Below are 15,131 nucleotides of genomic sequence, written 5' to 3'. Positions count from 1 at the left end.
TTTCATCCACATATCATCATCATACTGACACCCAGTTTCTTGGTGAAAAGTAGTACAACTTACCATTCACGAGAGAATGCTGAGTTGTACACGCTTTGGCTATAGATCACGATAAACTCAAGAAGATTATGGTTGCAACAACAGAGCAAAAGATACGATGCAGTCTAAAAGATAGTAACAACGAAAAGGGACGAAGCCATGTGAACCACTGCTGCGTCCTTTTTGTTGTCTAGGTTCTTCATCTTGTTCTCCATCTTATCCACATACGATGTTCCAAGAGTCTTATAAGATAGTCCGATTTGTCATATCGGCACTGTATAACCGAAATTATCACAAGTCATTTATTTAATTTCTTACTGATCGTTAGGCTCCTTCGCAGGTGCATCTGCGGTGTCGCTGGATGATGTCTTTATTTCCACTTTCCCGTCTTCGTTGGTCTCTTCAAGCGCAGAAGGTGCCAGCTCACCCGGTATCAATTCACGCTGCTCAATCATGCGTTTCACGACCTCATAACAGTCCTCGACATGTTTGTTGCCGACATACCGCATGGCTGTGAAGCTGAGCGCAGCAGCCAGTCCCTGACCTGCAAAAGGGACAAATTTAGCGACCGATTTGGTAGCTACACGTACTCCGACTCTTTTCAGCACCTGTACCACCAGCTCTTTGGTTACCATACGTCCGATGACTTTACTTCCAATGGACATGACGAATCCGTAGATCATGGATTTGGTTTCAGGGTCCATACCATCAAGCTGCTTTTGCGATAATCCAAATTTATTGTTAATGGCAGGCAGTAGCTGCATGAGCATTCCCACATCGGCCAGTACGTCTGTACCGGGAAGAGGAACGAGTGTTGAACCGGCGGAAGCGGTGGCTCTCTTTTTGACCATGGTACGGCATTCCTTGCGAACTTGCTCCAATTGTTCCAACGTTGCTGGAATCATAGGGAATCCCTCCATTCGTATATGGTATAGATTTAACCGTTTTGACTCGTTTTGAATGGTATTTTCTACAGTAGAAATTGGTGACCTTGGCATATGAGTGTAAAGTAACCTTTTTCCTCAACCGTACGTCTAGTAAAAAAAGGAAATCAGTTAATTTCTATGACGGGTATCTGTGTATTACGGATGAGGGGGAATTACGATGCATGCACGGTTAGGAGTATTACTGTTATTATGCTGTATAAGTGGGCTAATCATTACGAGTTGTTCAGCAAAGGGGGATCCGAACAAGATGCCATCCGATTCGAATCAGGAGCTATCCGAGGCAGAGAGAAATGCCGCATTGAAAGAGATTGAACCCGAAAGAGTCCAAGCGATGAACATGATGGGGCTGCACATCCTTCAACAGACAGGCGAAAAGGATCAGGATGATGGCAGTAATCTGCTGATCTCTCCTTACAGCATTGCGGCAGCGATGGGCATGGCTTATAACGGTAGCGTAGGTGAGACCAGGCGAGAGATGGCAGAGGTGATGGGCTGGTCAGGACTAGATATGGAGCGAGTGAATGCTTCTCAAGCAGCTTTACAGCAGTTGTTGACCCATCCGGGAAAAGGCATTGAGATCGGTATAGCGAACTCCATGTGGATGAAGCAAGGAATTCCGGTAGAGGAAAGCTACCAAACAACCGTACAGCAGACTTATGAAGCCGAGATCAGGACACTCAATGGACAACCATCACAAGCAAAGGAAGAGATCAATCAATGGGTGAAACAGCACACCGAAGGCATGATTCCAAGCTTGATGCAGGAGCCGCCCAACAGGGAAGCGCTGATGATTCTGGTGAACGCGATTGCATTCAATGGTAACTGGATGGATGAATTTGACCCGAAATACACGACGGACGACGAGTTTAAACCAACAAATGGAAAAGCTATACCTGTGCGGATGATGCATCAGACGAAGCAGTTCCAATACTCGGAAAATGAGGACTGGCAAGCGGTTAGGCTTCCTTACGGAGAAGGACAGATGCATCTGCTCGTCGTTTTGCCGCGAGAGGGACGTACGCTTGATGAGGTTCAGCAGCAGCTGCTGGATGACCCGAAACGGCTTGACCGTGACTCCGAATTTAGCCTCGTTGAGCTGTCCTTGCCGCGTTTTCGTGCGGAGTATGGCATGAACCTGAAAGAAACGTTGCAGCAGATGGGGATGGAAATGGCCTTTGACCCGTATGCCGCCAATTTTACGGGGATGATTTCTCCCGGCCCGAACTTGCAAGCATACATTGGTCAGGTGCTGCATCGTGCGGTGATGGAGGTGAGCGAGCAAGGTACCGTAGCTGCTGCTGCAACAATGGTGGGAATGGCGGCCGGAAGTGCACCGCCCACAGACCGGGTCAAGATGGAGGTCAATCGGCCATTCATGGTCGCTGTAGTAGATAAGGCTACAGATGCATGGGTATTTGCTGGATCTATTTATCACCCCGAACCGCTTGAGGACAATTAAGTGCAGTAAAATATTCCTTCCTAAACGTTAGTTTATGAGATGAATGTGCCGGAGGAAGACGATACGGATGTCGAATTGTATATGAAAACACCCGCTTAGCAGTTGGTGCTGGCGGGTCACACTGACTTTGCTGACCACGGATAGCTATTGATCCGCGGTTTTTTCTTTTTGAACGAGTAAATGGACGAATCGTTAGCTCCCTACGGATTGATTGCTAGCACTGCTGACGTGCCGCTCTCGGAATTCATTCTCCAGCATGCTCATCTGAATGGCATTGTGGTACTGATGATTGTAGTACAAGGCATCTCGCCGTACACCTTCGCGCTGAAATCCGAGCTTCTCATATGTACGAATCGCACGCTTATTAAAGGCATACACTTCAAGCTCGATTCGGTGCAGATTGCAGATGCCGAAGCCGTAGTCCAGCATAAGCAGCAATGCCTCGCTGCCATAACCTTTTCCTTGGTGCTCAGTATGATCAATGGCGATCCGGATGTGCGCACTCCGATTTTTGGTATGCATGTCCATCAGGGCAATTTCTCCGATGACTTCGTCATCCTCCTGCAAGGCAATCAGCAGCATCAAGCGAGAGTCATCCTGGGCCGCGTTTTCGATATAGCGTTCCACTTGGGTACGGGTGAAGCTGTTTTGTGTCCCAGTGAGTCTGCGCAGCTCGGCGTCAAACAATCCGGGGAAATAGGTATCAACGTCAGTCGATTCAAATGGACGCAGATAGATGCGCTTCGTTTCCAACAGGCGTGGAATGCGTGGAGATGGTGTTGGTTGAGACATGGGTTATTCCTCCTATGGGTTCAAGTCGTCATGTCATGAGTATAGCTGAATGCTGTATACTTCCAAATAGACAGTTTGGATAAATTCAACAGGACAGATGAGGTGCAAGTCATGAATCAATTGCCGAAACTGGATGGAAACGACAGCATCCCAATCTATGTACAGCTCTCGGATCACATCAAAAAGGAAATTATTCAGAGGGAACTGGTGGAGCATAGCAAATTGCCTTCTGTCCGCAAGTTGGCGGAGATGCTGGGCATAAGTACAACTCCCGTAGAATGGGCCTACCAACAATTAATCGCCGAAGGTTATGTATACAGTCAGCCGCGAAGAGGATATCGGGTACGCCCCATAACGGATCGTTATAGTGAAATTCAAATTCCAGTGGGAACCGAGCAAAAGGATATGCAAATTCATGAAGACCAACATCATGAACGAAAAATTGAGCGAAATGCCATTCGTACAACTAGAGTGGTCGAATTTGATTTTCACATGTCACGCAATGACTTTAGCCTGTTCCCGTTTGGCAAGTGGCACCAGTATGCGAATCGCATCTGGCGCGAAGAGGCAGAGGAATTATTGTTCTACGGTGATCCGCAGGGCGAGTGGGGCCTCCGATGTGAAATTGCCAATTATCTTGGACAGTTCAGGGGGATAACCTGCTCTCCGGAGCAGGTTGTTGTGGGTGCAGAGCAGCACTTGTTAATGTCTTTACTTGTTCAAACGTTGCTTCACATCGATGGACTGCAATCCATCGGGGTAGAGAATCCTGGCTATCGACTGCTTCCAGGTACATTTCGAAATTATGGTTATCAGGTGGTTCCAATCCCCCTAGACAATGAAGGGTTAGATATATCAGAACTGGATCGTGTGGGAGCTAAAATAGTAGGTGTTTCACCTTCGCACCAATTCCCTCTGGGCATGACCATGCCCATTGCCAGGAGATTGGCTTTGCTGGATTGGGCGGAGCGAACAGGGGCATACATCATAGAGGATGATTATGACGGCGAATTTCGGTATCATGGACGGCCTATTCCTTCCATGCAGGGTTTGCGAGAGGGCAGCAGGGTGATTTATATGGGCGGATTTTCGCAAGTTCTTGCTCCGGCATTATGTATTCACTATATGGTACTTCCCAAGGAGCTGATGGTACACTTTCGGAAAATGTACAAGACGATCCTGTTTGAACAGTCAGCTTCACGTCTTCATCAGCGCACTTTGGAAATGTTTATGCGCGAGGGAGAATTGGGTAAACACATCCGTAAAATGCGTAACGTTTATAAACGCAAACATGACTTGATCGTTCAGGCCATTCGGCAGTATTTCGGAGAAAAGGTTGAGATCATTGGTCAGAATGCAGGATTCCATCTGGTGCTCAGAATTGGTTCAACACAAACAGCCGCGGAGCTGGTGGCTGCGGCGTTAAGCGATGGTATACAGATTAGTTCAACAGAATACTTGTGGACGGATGGGAGTAAACCAGCAGATGGCAAAAGGGAATTCATTATAGGGTTTGCTGGTATTAAAGCGGAACGCATTGGTCCGGGTATTGCCGCATTGGCAAAAGCATGGAGAGATCTTTACGCTTTGTGAGCGGCTCCATCCAAAAATAAAGCGACCAGCTCACGTGCCAGCTCGGCAATCGTTGCATGCATGTCGCGCACGCCTTCACGGTTGGCCAGCATCAGCAAGGATGTAAATGCATGGGCAAGCAGCATCGGATTGGCAGATCGCAAATAACCGCTGTCCATCTCCCGCTTGAAGTGGGCGGCGAGGACTTCATAGATGCGGAGTTCGGCTTCCCGGATCTGGGCCAGCTGATCTTCATTCAGATAGGTATTTGCTTCACGCATCATGGTCTCTGTATCGACATGGGATTTTTGCATGCGTCCTTCTGCAACGTTCTCCAGCCGCTCTTGCAATGTGCCTGGTGCATCCATACGGAGTACTGTCTGCTGCATGCCCATGGCCATCATGCTGGTAATGGCGACGGTGAATAGCTGCGGTTTGCTGGAAAAATGATAATAGATTGATGCTTTGGTCACACCACATAGCGAGGCGATTTGCTGGAGAGAGACGGGCTCATATCCGTATTCCATAAATAGCCGCGAGGCGGTCATCAGTATTTTCGACTGGGCTGATGCCTGATCAGCACCAGCTTTGGGCCTGCCCGGCGAACGGGGAGGGTTCGTTTTTTTGCTCATGGTTGCATACCTCTTTACTTATTCATGTTGGCTGTACAAAAGTGTTCACAAAATTAGTATTTGCAATATTAACCTTCCGGTATATATAATTAAGTCAATTATACTATGACCCGTGGTTCATTTCTATATTTATCACATAAAAACGGCTTCATAGAACCAAAATAGGGAGATGAAGAGACAATGCAAGAAGGTTCGGGCTACGGCCGCTGGGTTGCCGGCAAACGAAGCAAATGGATTACACTGATGGTATGGATCATCATCGCGGTTGTTCTTGGTATGGTGTGGCCTGCTGTTGGTGACCGTGAAACGAATAACGCGCAGGATCTGAGTGACTCCAAGCCATCGGTGCAGGCGGCTGCGGTTGCCGAGAAAGAATTTCCCGGTGGAGAGGGACTTCCTGCTCTCATCGTCTGGCGTCAAGCCGGCGGGCTAACGGATGAACAGATTGAGAACATTCAAGCCCTAACCGAGCGACTGGATCAAGATCCGGTGGAGCAGCAGCAATCCGTGGTACCCCTATATCAGTTGCCGCCACAGGCTCTGAAAGGTCAGCTTTCGGAAGATGGAAGCACCTTGGTTATGCCGCTCTTTTTCAATCAGGAAGCAGATTCGGAACAGCTGAAGGAAGGCATTGAAGCGCTGGAACAGAAAACGAAAGACATCTTCGGTTCCAACCCGTTTGACGTTGACATTGATGATGCCAGCGCACTAAGTGCGAGGGTCACAGGTCCGGTTGGCATATCGATTGATGCAAGTGGGCTGTTCTCATCTGCGGATGTATCCTTGTTGATTGCAACCGTTGTTCTGGTACTTGTACTGCTGCTGTTGATCTACCGTTCACCTGTACTGGCGATTATCCCGATTATTGCAGTTGGGTTCGCTTATATGGTCACCAGCCCCATTCTCGGATTTATGGCGGATCAGGGGTGGATTACAGTGGACGCGCAGTCCATCTCGATTATGACGGTATTATTGTTCGGTGCAGGAACGGACTACTGCCTGTTCATGATCTCCAGATTCCGTCAGATTCTCTATCATGAGCCGGATAAAAAGAAAGCACTCTTCCAAGCGATTACCGGATCGTCCGGTGCGATTGCCATGAGTGGATTTACAGTCGTTGCGGCATTACTTGTGCTGCTGTTCGCAGAATATGGTGCCTATCACCGTTTTGCCGTACCATTCAGTTTATCCATCTTCATCATGTTTATTGCGAGCCTGACGCTGGTTCCGGCTTTGCTGGCGATCTTCGGTCGGGGCTCATTCTACCCGTTTGTACCGCGTACGCATGATATGGACGTGGAACGGGCGAAGAAAAAAGGCAAACCGGCGCCTGCGCCGCGTAAAATCAAGGAAAGCTGGATAGGCCGTACAGTAGTAACCAAACCTTGGACAGTTCTGGCGATTACGCTGGTGCTGCTGGGTGGACTGGCTGCTTTCTCAAGTCAAATCAAATTCACGTATGACCTGTTATCTTCGTTCCCGGAGAATGTGTCTTCTCGCGAAGGTTTCAAGGTCATTGGCGAACAGTTCTCGGAAGGTGAATTGGCTCCAGCCAAAGTAATTATCGATACCGAGGGCAAAGAAACGGATCTGAAACAGCGTCTGGAATCGCTGGATTACGTTAGCAAGGTGGGGGATGCCCAGCAGGGCGCCGAGAATGCAAACATTACCGCCTATGATGTAGAGTTCAATCTCAATCCATACTCCATGGAGGCAATGCAGCATATCCCGGATCTGCGGGCAGCGGCCGAACAGGCGTTAATTGACGCCGGGATTACAGGTGTGGACAGCCATGTCTGGATCGATGGTCAGACGGCTGAGCAGTATGATATCGAAGTCACCGGAGAGCGGGATGCAAGCATCATTATACCGGTGGTGATCGGAATGATTACGTTGCTGCTGCTGTTATACCTGCGTTCTGTTGTAGCGACGGCGTATTTGATTGCCACAGTAGTCCTGTCCTACTTCTCCGCACTGGGACTGGGCTGGCTTATTATTCACTATGGACTGGGCGCGGAGGCCATTCAGGGAGCGATTCCGCTGTATTCCTTCGTATTCCTCGTGGCGCTTGGTGAGGACTACAACATTTTCATGATCTCAAGCATCTGGCAAAAACGCAAAACGATGCCCCTTCGCCAAGCGATCAAGGAAGGTGTGGGTGAAACCGGATCTGTTATAACTTCCGCAGGTCTGATTCTTGCAGGTACGTTTGCCGTACTGGCAACCCTGCCGATTCAAGTGCTGGTGCAGTTCGGTATCATCACGGCTGCGGGCGTCCTGCTTGATACGTTCCTTGTTCGACCGTTCATGGTGCCAGCCATTACAACGCTGCTGGGCAAATGGGCTTTCTGGCCAGGCAAGTATATGCCTGTTGCAGAGAAAGCCAAAGACAATCAAAATCAATCCATGTAATCAATGGATGGATTCAAACAAGGACAGTGGGAAGTCGAGCCTACTGTCCTTATTTTTTTACCATTTTCATATTGGAGTGAAGGCTGCTCTGGGGATATGCTGAGATGGAATGGAGGAACTGTAAAATATCCGCAGAATGAGGCGTGTTTCCTGCTTTCTTTAGTTATGGAAGGTTTACGTGGCCAAGGGTTTTGGGACATAATAGAGGTAACGTCAGCCACAGGCAGACGGACGGGATGAACATCAATGGGACAACCAGGGGGAAGGATGAAAACAAGCATGACGAACCAACTTAATGTGTACTTTAACCATGACGGCGGCGTGGATGACCTCGTATCGCTGTTCATGCTTCTGCAAATGGACAATGTAAATGTAACCGGTGTATCGGTTATTCCGGCAGACGGATATTTGGAGCCAGCTACAGATGCCAGCCGTAAAATTATCGATCGCTTCGGCACATATTCCGTAGAGGTAGCGAAATCCAACTCCAGAGGGAAAAATCCATTTCCTGCGGCGTGGAGATTGCATTCCTTCTATGTAGATGCACTTCCTGTACTGAACGAGTCCGGCAAAATGGAAGCTCCTCTGTCTGCTGTTCCGGCTCACCAGCATCTGATTGAGAAAGTGCGCAGCACCGAAGGCAAAACGCTGCTTCTGTTCACAGGACCGCTGACGGACCTTGCGCGTGCATTGGACGAGGCACCAGACATTGAAGAGAAAATCGACAAGCTTGTATGGATGGGCGGTACGTTTGAAAAAGGGAACGTCGAAGAGCCTGAGCATGATGGTACAGCAGAATGGAACGTATTCTGGGACCCGGAAGCGGCTTACCGTGTATGGCAGAGCGGCATCCAGATTGATCTGGTAGCCCTGGAAAGCACAAACAAAGTACCTCTGACACCTGCTGTGCGTAACCGTTGGGCTGCAGAGCGTCGCTTCGAAGGCGTTGACTTCCTGGGGAACTGTTACGCAGGATGTCCGCCACTGGTGTACAGTGAAACGAATTCCACATACTATCTGTGGGATGTGTTGACTACGGCTTCTGTTGGACGTGAGGACATCGTGAAGAAGAAAACGGTGAATTGTATCGTGATCCCGGATGGTCCAAGCCAAGGCCGTACGGTGGAACAAGCAGACGGACGTCCAGTACAACTCGTGTATGATACCGATCCAGAAGCGTTTTTCACATACATGACCGATTTGGGCAAAAAAGCTGCTCCGCAGCGTTATTAATTCAGGCAGCCGCAAGGCCAGCCTTTATTAAAGGTACAACAATAAAAAGCCGCAGGCAGAGTGAACAGGAATGGGGTCACCCCCATGTTCCTGTTCCCTGCCTTGCGGCTTTTTGTATTCAACTGGTGGGCACCATTGACTGCCCACCATCTGCAATGGGATTTATATTTTGAATCGGCTTATCAATCCGTTCAATTCACTGGACAACACACGAAGAGACTCCGCAGATGTGCTCATCTCATCCATCGATTGCAGCTGACCACTGGTTGCAGCGGAAACTTCCTGGATGCTGGAAGAAGACTTACGCGAGATATGCTCCATGTCCTCAATGGAAGCCGACACTTCCTCTGCGCTGGCGGAGAGCTGCTCGGAAGCTGCGGACACTTCGTGCAGTCGTTCATTCATCGTTTCAATGCCCGAATGAATGGATGTGAACGAACGTCCTGCTTCCTGAACAACAGCAAGACCGGACTGTACTTCTAATGTACTGGCCGACATGTGCGAAGACAAAACGGCCGTCTGGCGCGTAATCTCGGCAATCAGTTCAGTCACATGCTGGGACGATTGCTCCGATTCCCCGGCAAGCTTTCGAACCTCGGAAGCAACGACAGCGAATCCGCTGCCATGTTCCCCGGCACGAGCAGCTTCAATGCTTGCATTCAATGCCAGCAGACTGGTCTGGAAAGCGATGCCCTTCATCATGTGGGCTACCGATTCAATTTTACTGGAGTATTGCGCCAGCTGGGAGGTGGATACTTCCATCTGGGCGTTGGCATGATGAATTTTGTCCATGCGGTCAATTGCCGTGTTGATGTTCGTCTGACCCTGTATCGCGTTATGGGTCGTTTCCTCGGATACATCAGCCACCATGGAGGATGAATTCGCAATATGCTGCATGCTTCGCGTGATCTCCTCCATCGCTACAGTGACTTCTCCTGCCCGTGCCACCTGCTCCGCAGCACCTTTGGCTGTGTGGTCTGTGTGCTCGGCAATGCGCTGGCTGGCTTCCGCTGTCGCCTGCGAGTGTCTGGACACCCCTTCGGCGGCTTGCAGCAAGGATTCAGAGCTTTTGCGAATGCCTGTCATGACATCACGGGTATCAGTCACCAGGTGTTTGAACTCCGAAGCCAATTGTCCAACCTCATCTTTCCGTCCAAGCTCGACATTAACGGTCAGATCACCTTTGCCGACCTCAGCAATGATTTTCTTCAATTTCACGAGAGGACGGGTTAAATAGTGGGCAAATCCATAGACCAGCAGAACACTAAGCAATACGATGACAAGGGCAGTCCAGATCATGGTCATCCGATTGCGTGACATTAGCTCGTAGACGGCGGTGGAGTCCAGGTCGGCACCAACGAGACCCAGCAGTTCCCCGTTGGCCCCGTGAATCGGCACATAGGCTGTAATTGTTGAGCCGTATTCATCCTGCGTCAGATCGCCCCGAAACGGTTCATTTTGTTCAAAAGCCAGCAGCATCCCTTCATAATGGTTCTCTTCAGGAGTCCCGTAAGGCGAGAAATCATCCTCTTCCACATCCGGTGCAGCGCCATCCACCACGTAATAATACGATGCAGTCCCGTTCTCTTCACGCTTACCAAGCGTGTACAGATACTTCAACCCATTGGCCTGACGAAGCTGGCTGAGTTGTTCACGCAATGTGTCGTAATACTCGGTTTGATCCTGTCCCGTACTTAGCGGCGCATACAGGGTGGTATCGATGGACTCCGCTGCCCGTTCAGCGACGGCCTGTGCCTGCATGCCCATCGATTGTTCAACCAGCTGTGCAGATGAGCGATACATCGTAATGCCAAGAACGGCTCCCGCCGCCAGCATAAGACAGGAAAAAAATAAAAAGATACGCATAAACAAACTGTTCATTAGTAGAAATGTTCCCCCTTGATATGTAGGACTGTTAGCCTTTCTCAATTGCATAAGAACGTATATGTATTCATTTCTATCTGAAATATCGGCATCGGGAGGGTAAAGAATTAGCTCCTGAATCAAGATGATCCGGGAGCTCTACTGGATGAGGCAGGGATTTTTTTCGGTCCCTAAAAAAATCGCGAAGGCTTTTTAAGGAATGGGCACTAGTTGGTCATCTTCAATCTTCCATTGTGACATCTCACCATTAGTCACTTCTGCTTTAAAAGTGTTTGATTCCTGGTCATACATCACTATAGCTGCATTCATGACTTCATTCAGATTTGCGCTTACCAGGTATTCCTTATCCATTTTATAGATGGATGTTTCCGCTGCTGTACCAATGGTAGCAACAATCTCCTTAATCCCGTCCTGATCTACATCAGCCTCTACAGTATGTGCTTCTATATGTAGCATCGTTGGGGGGGAAGTGCTGAGAGACACATAATTAGAAATTGGTGCATTAGCTCCAACAGAGCTGCTCACTTTAACGTAAGATTGACCCAAAACATCAACTGTACTTGTCGAATAGTCGCTGGCTCCTTCATACCCGATCTGTCCCATATCATAAGTTCCGTCTTTAGATTGAAGTGCAGCATAAATTTTCTCTACATCATCATTTTTTTTATAAGTAAAAACCTTGGACTCATCAACTGCTTGACTCTTCAATTGTTTAGATTGCTCTACTGCATTGATTTTGGTTAGTGGCTCGGCAGTTAAGGACGTTGTATACTTCAACTGAAACTGCTTTGCTTCTGGTGTTACTACATTGGCAGCAGGCTGCTCCGTTGCACGGGTAGTATTATTCGTTGGTGAAGGAGCATCTGAAGACGGGGGGCTGCATCCCGTAACAACTCCTAATAAGATTAAAGCTGTTACTGTTTTTTTCATTAAAAACCAACCCGCTTTCATTTTTGCTTGGATCTTGGACACAGATTTCAAGCATTATTGTCTCGTCTTTCTAGACGATAACAATCACATATTTGTTGTTAAATAATTACATCGTCCCGCCACCCTGACGGATGGAGGCAGGAATCTTCTCTGGTCCCTGATTAATATATTTATTAATAAAAGTGCCTATTTTGGCATCATCGAATTGGTCAAGCTTCATCGTTTTGGTCCATGCCGTCACAACGACCTCACTGCCCTCAGGGATGTCCTTGTTCGGCACAACGAGTATACCTGATCCAGCTTTGCGGAACTTGGCAAGGTATTTCAGATGCTCCTTCAGCTCATCACTTGCATTCTCACGGTAATAAATGATGATATCTCCATGCTCCAGATTATGTACCAGGTATGGATAGCCGGGGAAATCCGTGTAAAATCCAAACTTGATATCATGCGGGTTATGCGGTCCCGACGTCGGGATGGTCATCTCATATTGAATCGGCTCTTCCGTATGATCGGCTCCGTAGTATTTATCGTCAGTCACGTTGATCGCAGCACCAGCGTTCAAATCCGCAACATCATACTTGGTAAGTGCGCCCTGCATGAAGAAAAGAACAAACGCAATGATCGACACCCCCAGTAGTGCATGTGCCCCCAGGCGAATGGATCGGGTTTTCTTTTTAATCACAGCTCGTTCATTCTTCTTCATATGTGCCAGTACAGACTTCTGGGTGCGTGAAGACCAGATATAAGCTGCAATGGAGAGCAATAGAACGACTGCACCGACGATAAGCCACAGGTAGGATGTTCCTGCTTCGTGCTCCATTTGCATATGATTCATATTCATGTCCATATCGATATCCTCTACCTTCTTTAATAAAATGGATGCAGCGTAACACTACATATCGTAGTGTTAATGGCAATAGGGAAAGTCCAGTAAGTATGGAGTGTTTCTCGCCTCCAAACCTTACGTAAAAAAGAACATACCATTTACACTACACATTATAGTGTATGGAACGCAATGAGTGCAATCTGCTAACGCTTCAAACAAAAAAAGACCCTCCTCGCATAGCAGGGAGAGCCTTCGTCAAAGCTTTTGAACTAGATACTACATACGACCGTATGGAGAAAACATCAGGCTAATCAATCCAATGATCATTGTGGCCAGCAAACGATACAGAATATAGAACAAGACAACGTTGGCAATCAGGACGCTGTACATGCTGTCAATGGCCGCTTTGGTACGATTCAGCGGATACTGGAACAGCACCGCGTTAAGAGATACAAAGATAATCACATACGAGACGACGAGGAAGAAGATGGCGATGGAATACGAGATAACAATAAACAGATTCGCCAGAACAAGCGACACTACAGCAGGTACGAGTAATGTACCAAACTGGGCAACCAACGTTTTGGGACGGAACGTTATCTTCTCAATCTTCAATATGGCATAGATCAAGGCGATAGCTGCGACCAAGGAAATGGCGGTGAACAACAGCGGTCTGATAAACCCGCCAATGAATAGTCCGTCCATTTCCATCCGGCCGAATGTAATCAAAAAGTATGTAGAAGATAGAATTGCAATCAGAGCCATCGTTAACCAGCCGTTAAGCGAATGCTGTTCACCAACGGTTTTCATGGTTTGATAAGGACGGGTGAGTACGCTAAGGAAATAGGATAGATACTGTCTGCTAACTTCTTTGGCTTGCTGAACTTTCTCATTTTGTACAATGTTGTTCCACTGATTGGTGTTGTTATCTCCCGAAGACGACTGACCCTCTGTACTGGAAAAGTCGGGTGTGTGCTGTCCAGGTCTGGGAGCAGAAGATGTGTTGGATGAGATGGGAGTGTGAGAAGGTGTCGCCTGTGTGCTCGACCAACGGGTATATTCGGGTTCGGCAGCAGCGGATTGTTGATCCTGAGCGGTATCTGCATTAGGGGAGGATGGGGTTAGATTCGAGCCGCACCTCTCGCAAAAACTGGCATTTCCATTTTCATGATTACATACTGGGCATTTCATGACATGAGCCTCCAATTTGATAAATTAAGAACATGTAGACATTTTGTCTCATTTTAAAGGGTGATGACGAAGTTTGTCTATGTTTTCAGTCGAATTAATATCCGGTATTTTCCACTTGAGTATGCAGTTAAACGTGTCCCATATTTTCATATTGACATAAGTATGCGACGGAATTATGATGTCATTACCGAAATTGATAATCATTATCATTGTGACTATCATTTAATGAACGTTAATCGAAGGGTTTGTACTCATCGACATGCCATGTGCAATGTACAGGCAAATCATTTTAACCAATAGGGAGTGTATCGTGTTGAAAAAAATATTGGCATTGCCGGCCGTTGTGCTGGCAACTTCGGTTTTACTCGCCGCTTGCGGCAATAATGAAGCTGCTTCAGACAATCAGACAGAGACGCCTGCTGCCCAAAGCGAAAATCAAACTTCCACAGAAACCACGGGTGCAGCAAATCAGGAAGCGACTGAGAGTGATTATACAACCGCAGTAGATGGCTATCGCGCGTTTGCAATTGAGCAGATCGATGAATTCGTAAAGCAAACGGAGAAGTTCACGGATGCTGTGAAAGCTGGTGATCTGGAGACTGCCAAATCATTATATGCACCAGCTCGTATGTATTATGAACGCATTGAACCGGTAGCCGAGGCACTTGGGGATCTGGACCCGAATATCGATGCACGCGACGGAGATGTGGAGGCTGCCGACTGGCGTGGATTCCACCGGATTGAGAAGGCACTTTGGGAAGACAAGACGACCGAAGGCATGACTGACTTTGCGGATACCTTGTTGAGTGATGCAAAGCTCCTGCGTGCCAAAGTCGAGACGATGGACATCGATGCGAGTCTGATGGTAACAGGTGCGGTAGAACTGCTGAATGAGGTTTCCTCCAGCAAGGTAACGGGTGAAGAAGAACGTTATTCCCATACCGATCTGTATGATTTTGCAGCGAATGTGGAAGGGGCACGCGAGATTTATAACCTGCTCAAGGATGATCTGGCTGCCAAAGACAAAGATCTGGACCAGCAGATTGCGGACCGATTCGATGCGCTCGAGAAAGAGCTTGCTCCATTCAAGGATGGAGACGGGTACGTTTCCTATGAGAAGCTGAAGGATGAGGACGTAAAGAAGCTGAGTCAGAACCTGGATGCATTGGCTGAGCCACTGTCAAACATGGGACAAGTACTGGGAGTGTAGA

Annotated in this window: 12 protein-coding genes; 5 read left to right on the top strand and 7 right to left on the bottom strand. The window is 48.1% G+C overall.

Annotated elements, in window-relative coordinates:
* Nucleotides 1–353: 353 nt before the first annotated feature.
* Nucleotides 354–944, bottom strand: coding sequence for a hypothetical protein (locus MHB49_RS32150; protein ID WP_405154295.1), 591 nt, complete (start codon nucleotides 942–944; stop codon nucleotides 354–356).
* 289 nt (nucleotides 945–1,233) lie between these two features.
* Between MHB49_RS32150 and MHB49_RS32145 the strand changes: the two genes are divergently transcribed.
* Nucleotides 1,234–2,445: a serpin family protein gene (locus MHB49_RS32145; RefSeq protein WP_405154294.1), complete on the top strand. Its 1,212-nt coding sequence runs from the start codon at nucleotides 1,234–1,236 to the stop codon at nucleotides 2,443–2,445.
* 192 nt (nucleotides 2,446–2,637) lie between these two features.
* Here MHB49_RS32145 and MHB49_RS32140 read toward each other — a convergent pair whose 3' ends face one another.
* Complete coding sequence (locus MHB49_RS32140; protein ID WP_405154293.1) at nucleotides 2,638–3,237, bottom strand: GNAT family N-acetyltransferase; 600 nt, start codon at nucleotides 3,235–3,237, stop codon at nucleotides 2,638–2,640.
* A 111-nt stretch (nucleotides 3,238–3,348) separates the two neighbouring features.
* On the opposite strand from MHB49_RS32140, the gene MHB49_RS32135 reads away from it, so the two are divergent.
* Nucleotides 3,349–4,830, top strand: a complete 1,482-nt coding sequence (locus MHB49_RS32135) for a PLP-dependent aminotransferase family protein (protein WP_405154292.1) — start codon at nucleotides 3,349–3,351, stop codon at nucleotides 4,828–4,830.
* Here the strand turns inward: MHB49_RS32135 and MHB49_RS32130 are convergent.
* Nucleotides 4,818–5,441, bottom strand: coding sequence for a TetR/AcrR family transcriptional regulator (locus MHB49_RS32130; RefSeq protein ID WP_405154291.1), 624 nt, complete (start codon nucleotides 5,439–5,441; stop codon nucleotides 4,818–4,820). The two genes, MHB49_RS32135 and MHB49_RS32130, sit on opposite strands and share 13 nt — an antisense overlap.
* A gap of 180 nt (nucleotides 5,442–5,621) precedes the next feature.
* Between MHB49_RS32130 and MHB49_RS32125 the strand changes: the two genes are divergently transcribed.
* Nucleotides 5,622–7,853 carry an MMPL family transporter gene (locus MHB49_RS32125; protein WP_405154290.1) on the top strand — a complete coding sequence of 744 codons (2,232 nt, stop codon included), beginning with the start codon at nucleotides 5,622–5,624 and terminating at the stop codon, nucleotides 7,851–7,853.
* A gap of 279 nt (nucleotides 7,854–8,132) precedes the next feature.
* Entirely contained in the window at nucleotides 8,133–9,086 is a 954-nt protein-coding gene (locus MHB49_RS32120; protein ID WP_405154289.1) for a nucleoside hydrolase, read from the top strand.
* Nucleotides 9,087–9,248: 162 nt separating this feature from the next.
* Here MHB49_RS32120 and MHB49_RS32115 read toward each other — a convergent pair whose 3' ends face one another.
* The 4 genes from MHB49_RS32115 to MHB49_RS32100 all read right to left on the bottom strand — a co-directional run bounded on the left by MHB49_RS32115 (nucleotide 9,249) and on the right by MHB49_RS32100 (nucleotide 13,920).
* A complete protein-coding gene (locus MHB49_RS32115) occupies nucleotides 9,249–10,967 on the bottom strand; it encodes a methyl-accepting chemotaxis protein (RefSeq protein WP_405154288.1) in 1,719 nt (572 codons plus the stop codon).
* A gap of 195 nt (nucleotides 10,968–11,162) precedes the next feature.
* Nucleotides 11,163–11,921 (bottom strand): hypothetical protein, encoded by a 759-nt coding sequence (locus MHB49_RS32110; RefSeq protein ID WP_405154287.1) that lies wholly within the window; start codon nucleotides 11,919–11,921, stop codon nucleotides 11,163–11,165.
* Nucleotides 11,922–12,006: 85 nt separating this feature from the next.
* Complete coding sequence (locus MHB49_RS32105; RefSeq protein ID WP_405154286.1) at nucleotides 12,007–12,738, bottom strand: DUF3105 domain-containing protein; 732 nt, start codon at nucleotides 12,736–12,738, stop codon at nucleotides 12,007–12,009.
* A gap of 267 nt (nucleotides 12,739–13,005) precedes the next feature.
* Nucleotides 13,006–13,920 carry a hypothetical protein gene (locus MHB49_RS32100; RefSeq protein ID WP_405154285.1) on the bottom strand — a complete coding sequence of 305 codons (915 nt, stop codon included), beginning with the start codon at nucleotides 13,918–13,920 and terminating at the stop codon, nucleotides 13,006–13,008.
* A gap of 313 nt (nucleotides 13,921–14,233) precedes the next feature.
* Between MHB49_RS32100 and efeO the strand changes: the two genes are divergently transcribed.
* The gene (gene efeO / locus MHB49_RS32095; protein ID WP_405154284.1) at nucleotides 14,234–15,130 is read left to right on the top strand and encodes an iron uptake system protein EfeO; all 897 of its coding nucleotides are present in this window, start codon (nucleotides 14,234–14,236) and stop codon (nucleotides 15,128–15,130) included.
* Nucleotide 15,131 lies beyond the last annotated feature (1 nt).

It is taken from the genome of Paenibacillus sp. FSL K6-0108 (genome assembly GCF_045040695.1).
GTDB classification, from domain to species: Bacteria; Bacillota; Bacilli; order Paenibacillales; family Paenibacillaceae; genus Paenibacillus; species Paenibacillus pabuli_B.
The sequence above is the reverse complement of the archived record's forward strand: the minus strand, read 5'-3'. Positions and strand labels throughout refer to the sequence as shown.

What these genes read in the sequence shown, in the direction of transcription:
- MHB49_RS32125 (WP_405154290.1), top strand. Translation starts at nt 5,622, where the DNA reads ATGCAAGAAGGTTCGGGCTACGGCCGCTGGGTTGCCGGCAAACGAAGC.
- MHB49_RS32105 (WP_405154286.1), bottom strand. Translation starts at nt 12,738, where the DNA reads ATGAATCATATGCAAATGGAGCACGAAGCAGGAACATCCTACCTGTGG.
- MHB49_RS32145 (WP_405154294.1), top strand. Translation starts at nt 1,234, where the DNA reads ATGCCATCCGATTCGAATCAGGAGCTATCCGAGGCAGAGAGAAATGCC.
- MHB49_RS32135 (WP_405154292.1), top strand. Translation starts at nt 3,349, where the DNA reads ATGAATCAATTGCCGAAACTGGATGGAAACGACAGCATCCCAATCTAT.
- MHB49_RS32150 (WP_405154295.1), bottom strand. Translation starts at nt 944, where the DNA reads ATGATTCCAGCAACGTTGGAACAATTGGAGCAAGTTCGCAAGGAATGC.
- MHB49_RS32115 (WP_405154288.1), bottom strand. Translation starts at nt 10,967, where the DNA reads ATGAACAGTTTGTTTATGCGTATCTTTTTATTTTTTTCCTGTCTTATG.
- MHB49_RS32100 (WP_405154285.1), bottom strand. Translation starts at nt 13,920, where the DNA reads ATGAAATGCCCAGTATGTAATCATGAAAATGGAAATGCCAGTTTTTGC.
- MHB49_RS32120 (WP_405154289.1), top strand. Translation starts at nt 8,133, where the DNA reads ATGACGAACCAACTTAATGTGTACTTTAACCATGACGGCGGCGTGGAT.
- MHB49_RS32130 (WP_405154291.1), bottom strand. Translation starts at nt 5,441, where the DNA reads ATGAGCAAAAAAACGAACCCTCCCCGTTCGCCGGGCAGGCCCAAAGCT.
- MHB49_RS32110 (WP_405154287.1), bottom strand. Translation starts at nt 11,921, where the DNA reads ATGAAAGCGGGTTGGTTTTTAATGAAAAAAACAGTAACAGCTTTAATC.
- MHB49_RS32140 (WP_405154293.1), bottom strand. Translation starts at nt 3,237, where the DNA reads ATGTCTCAACCAACACCATCTCCACGCATTCCACGCCTGTTGGAAACG.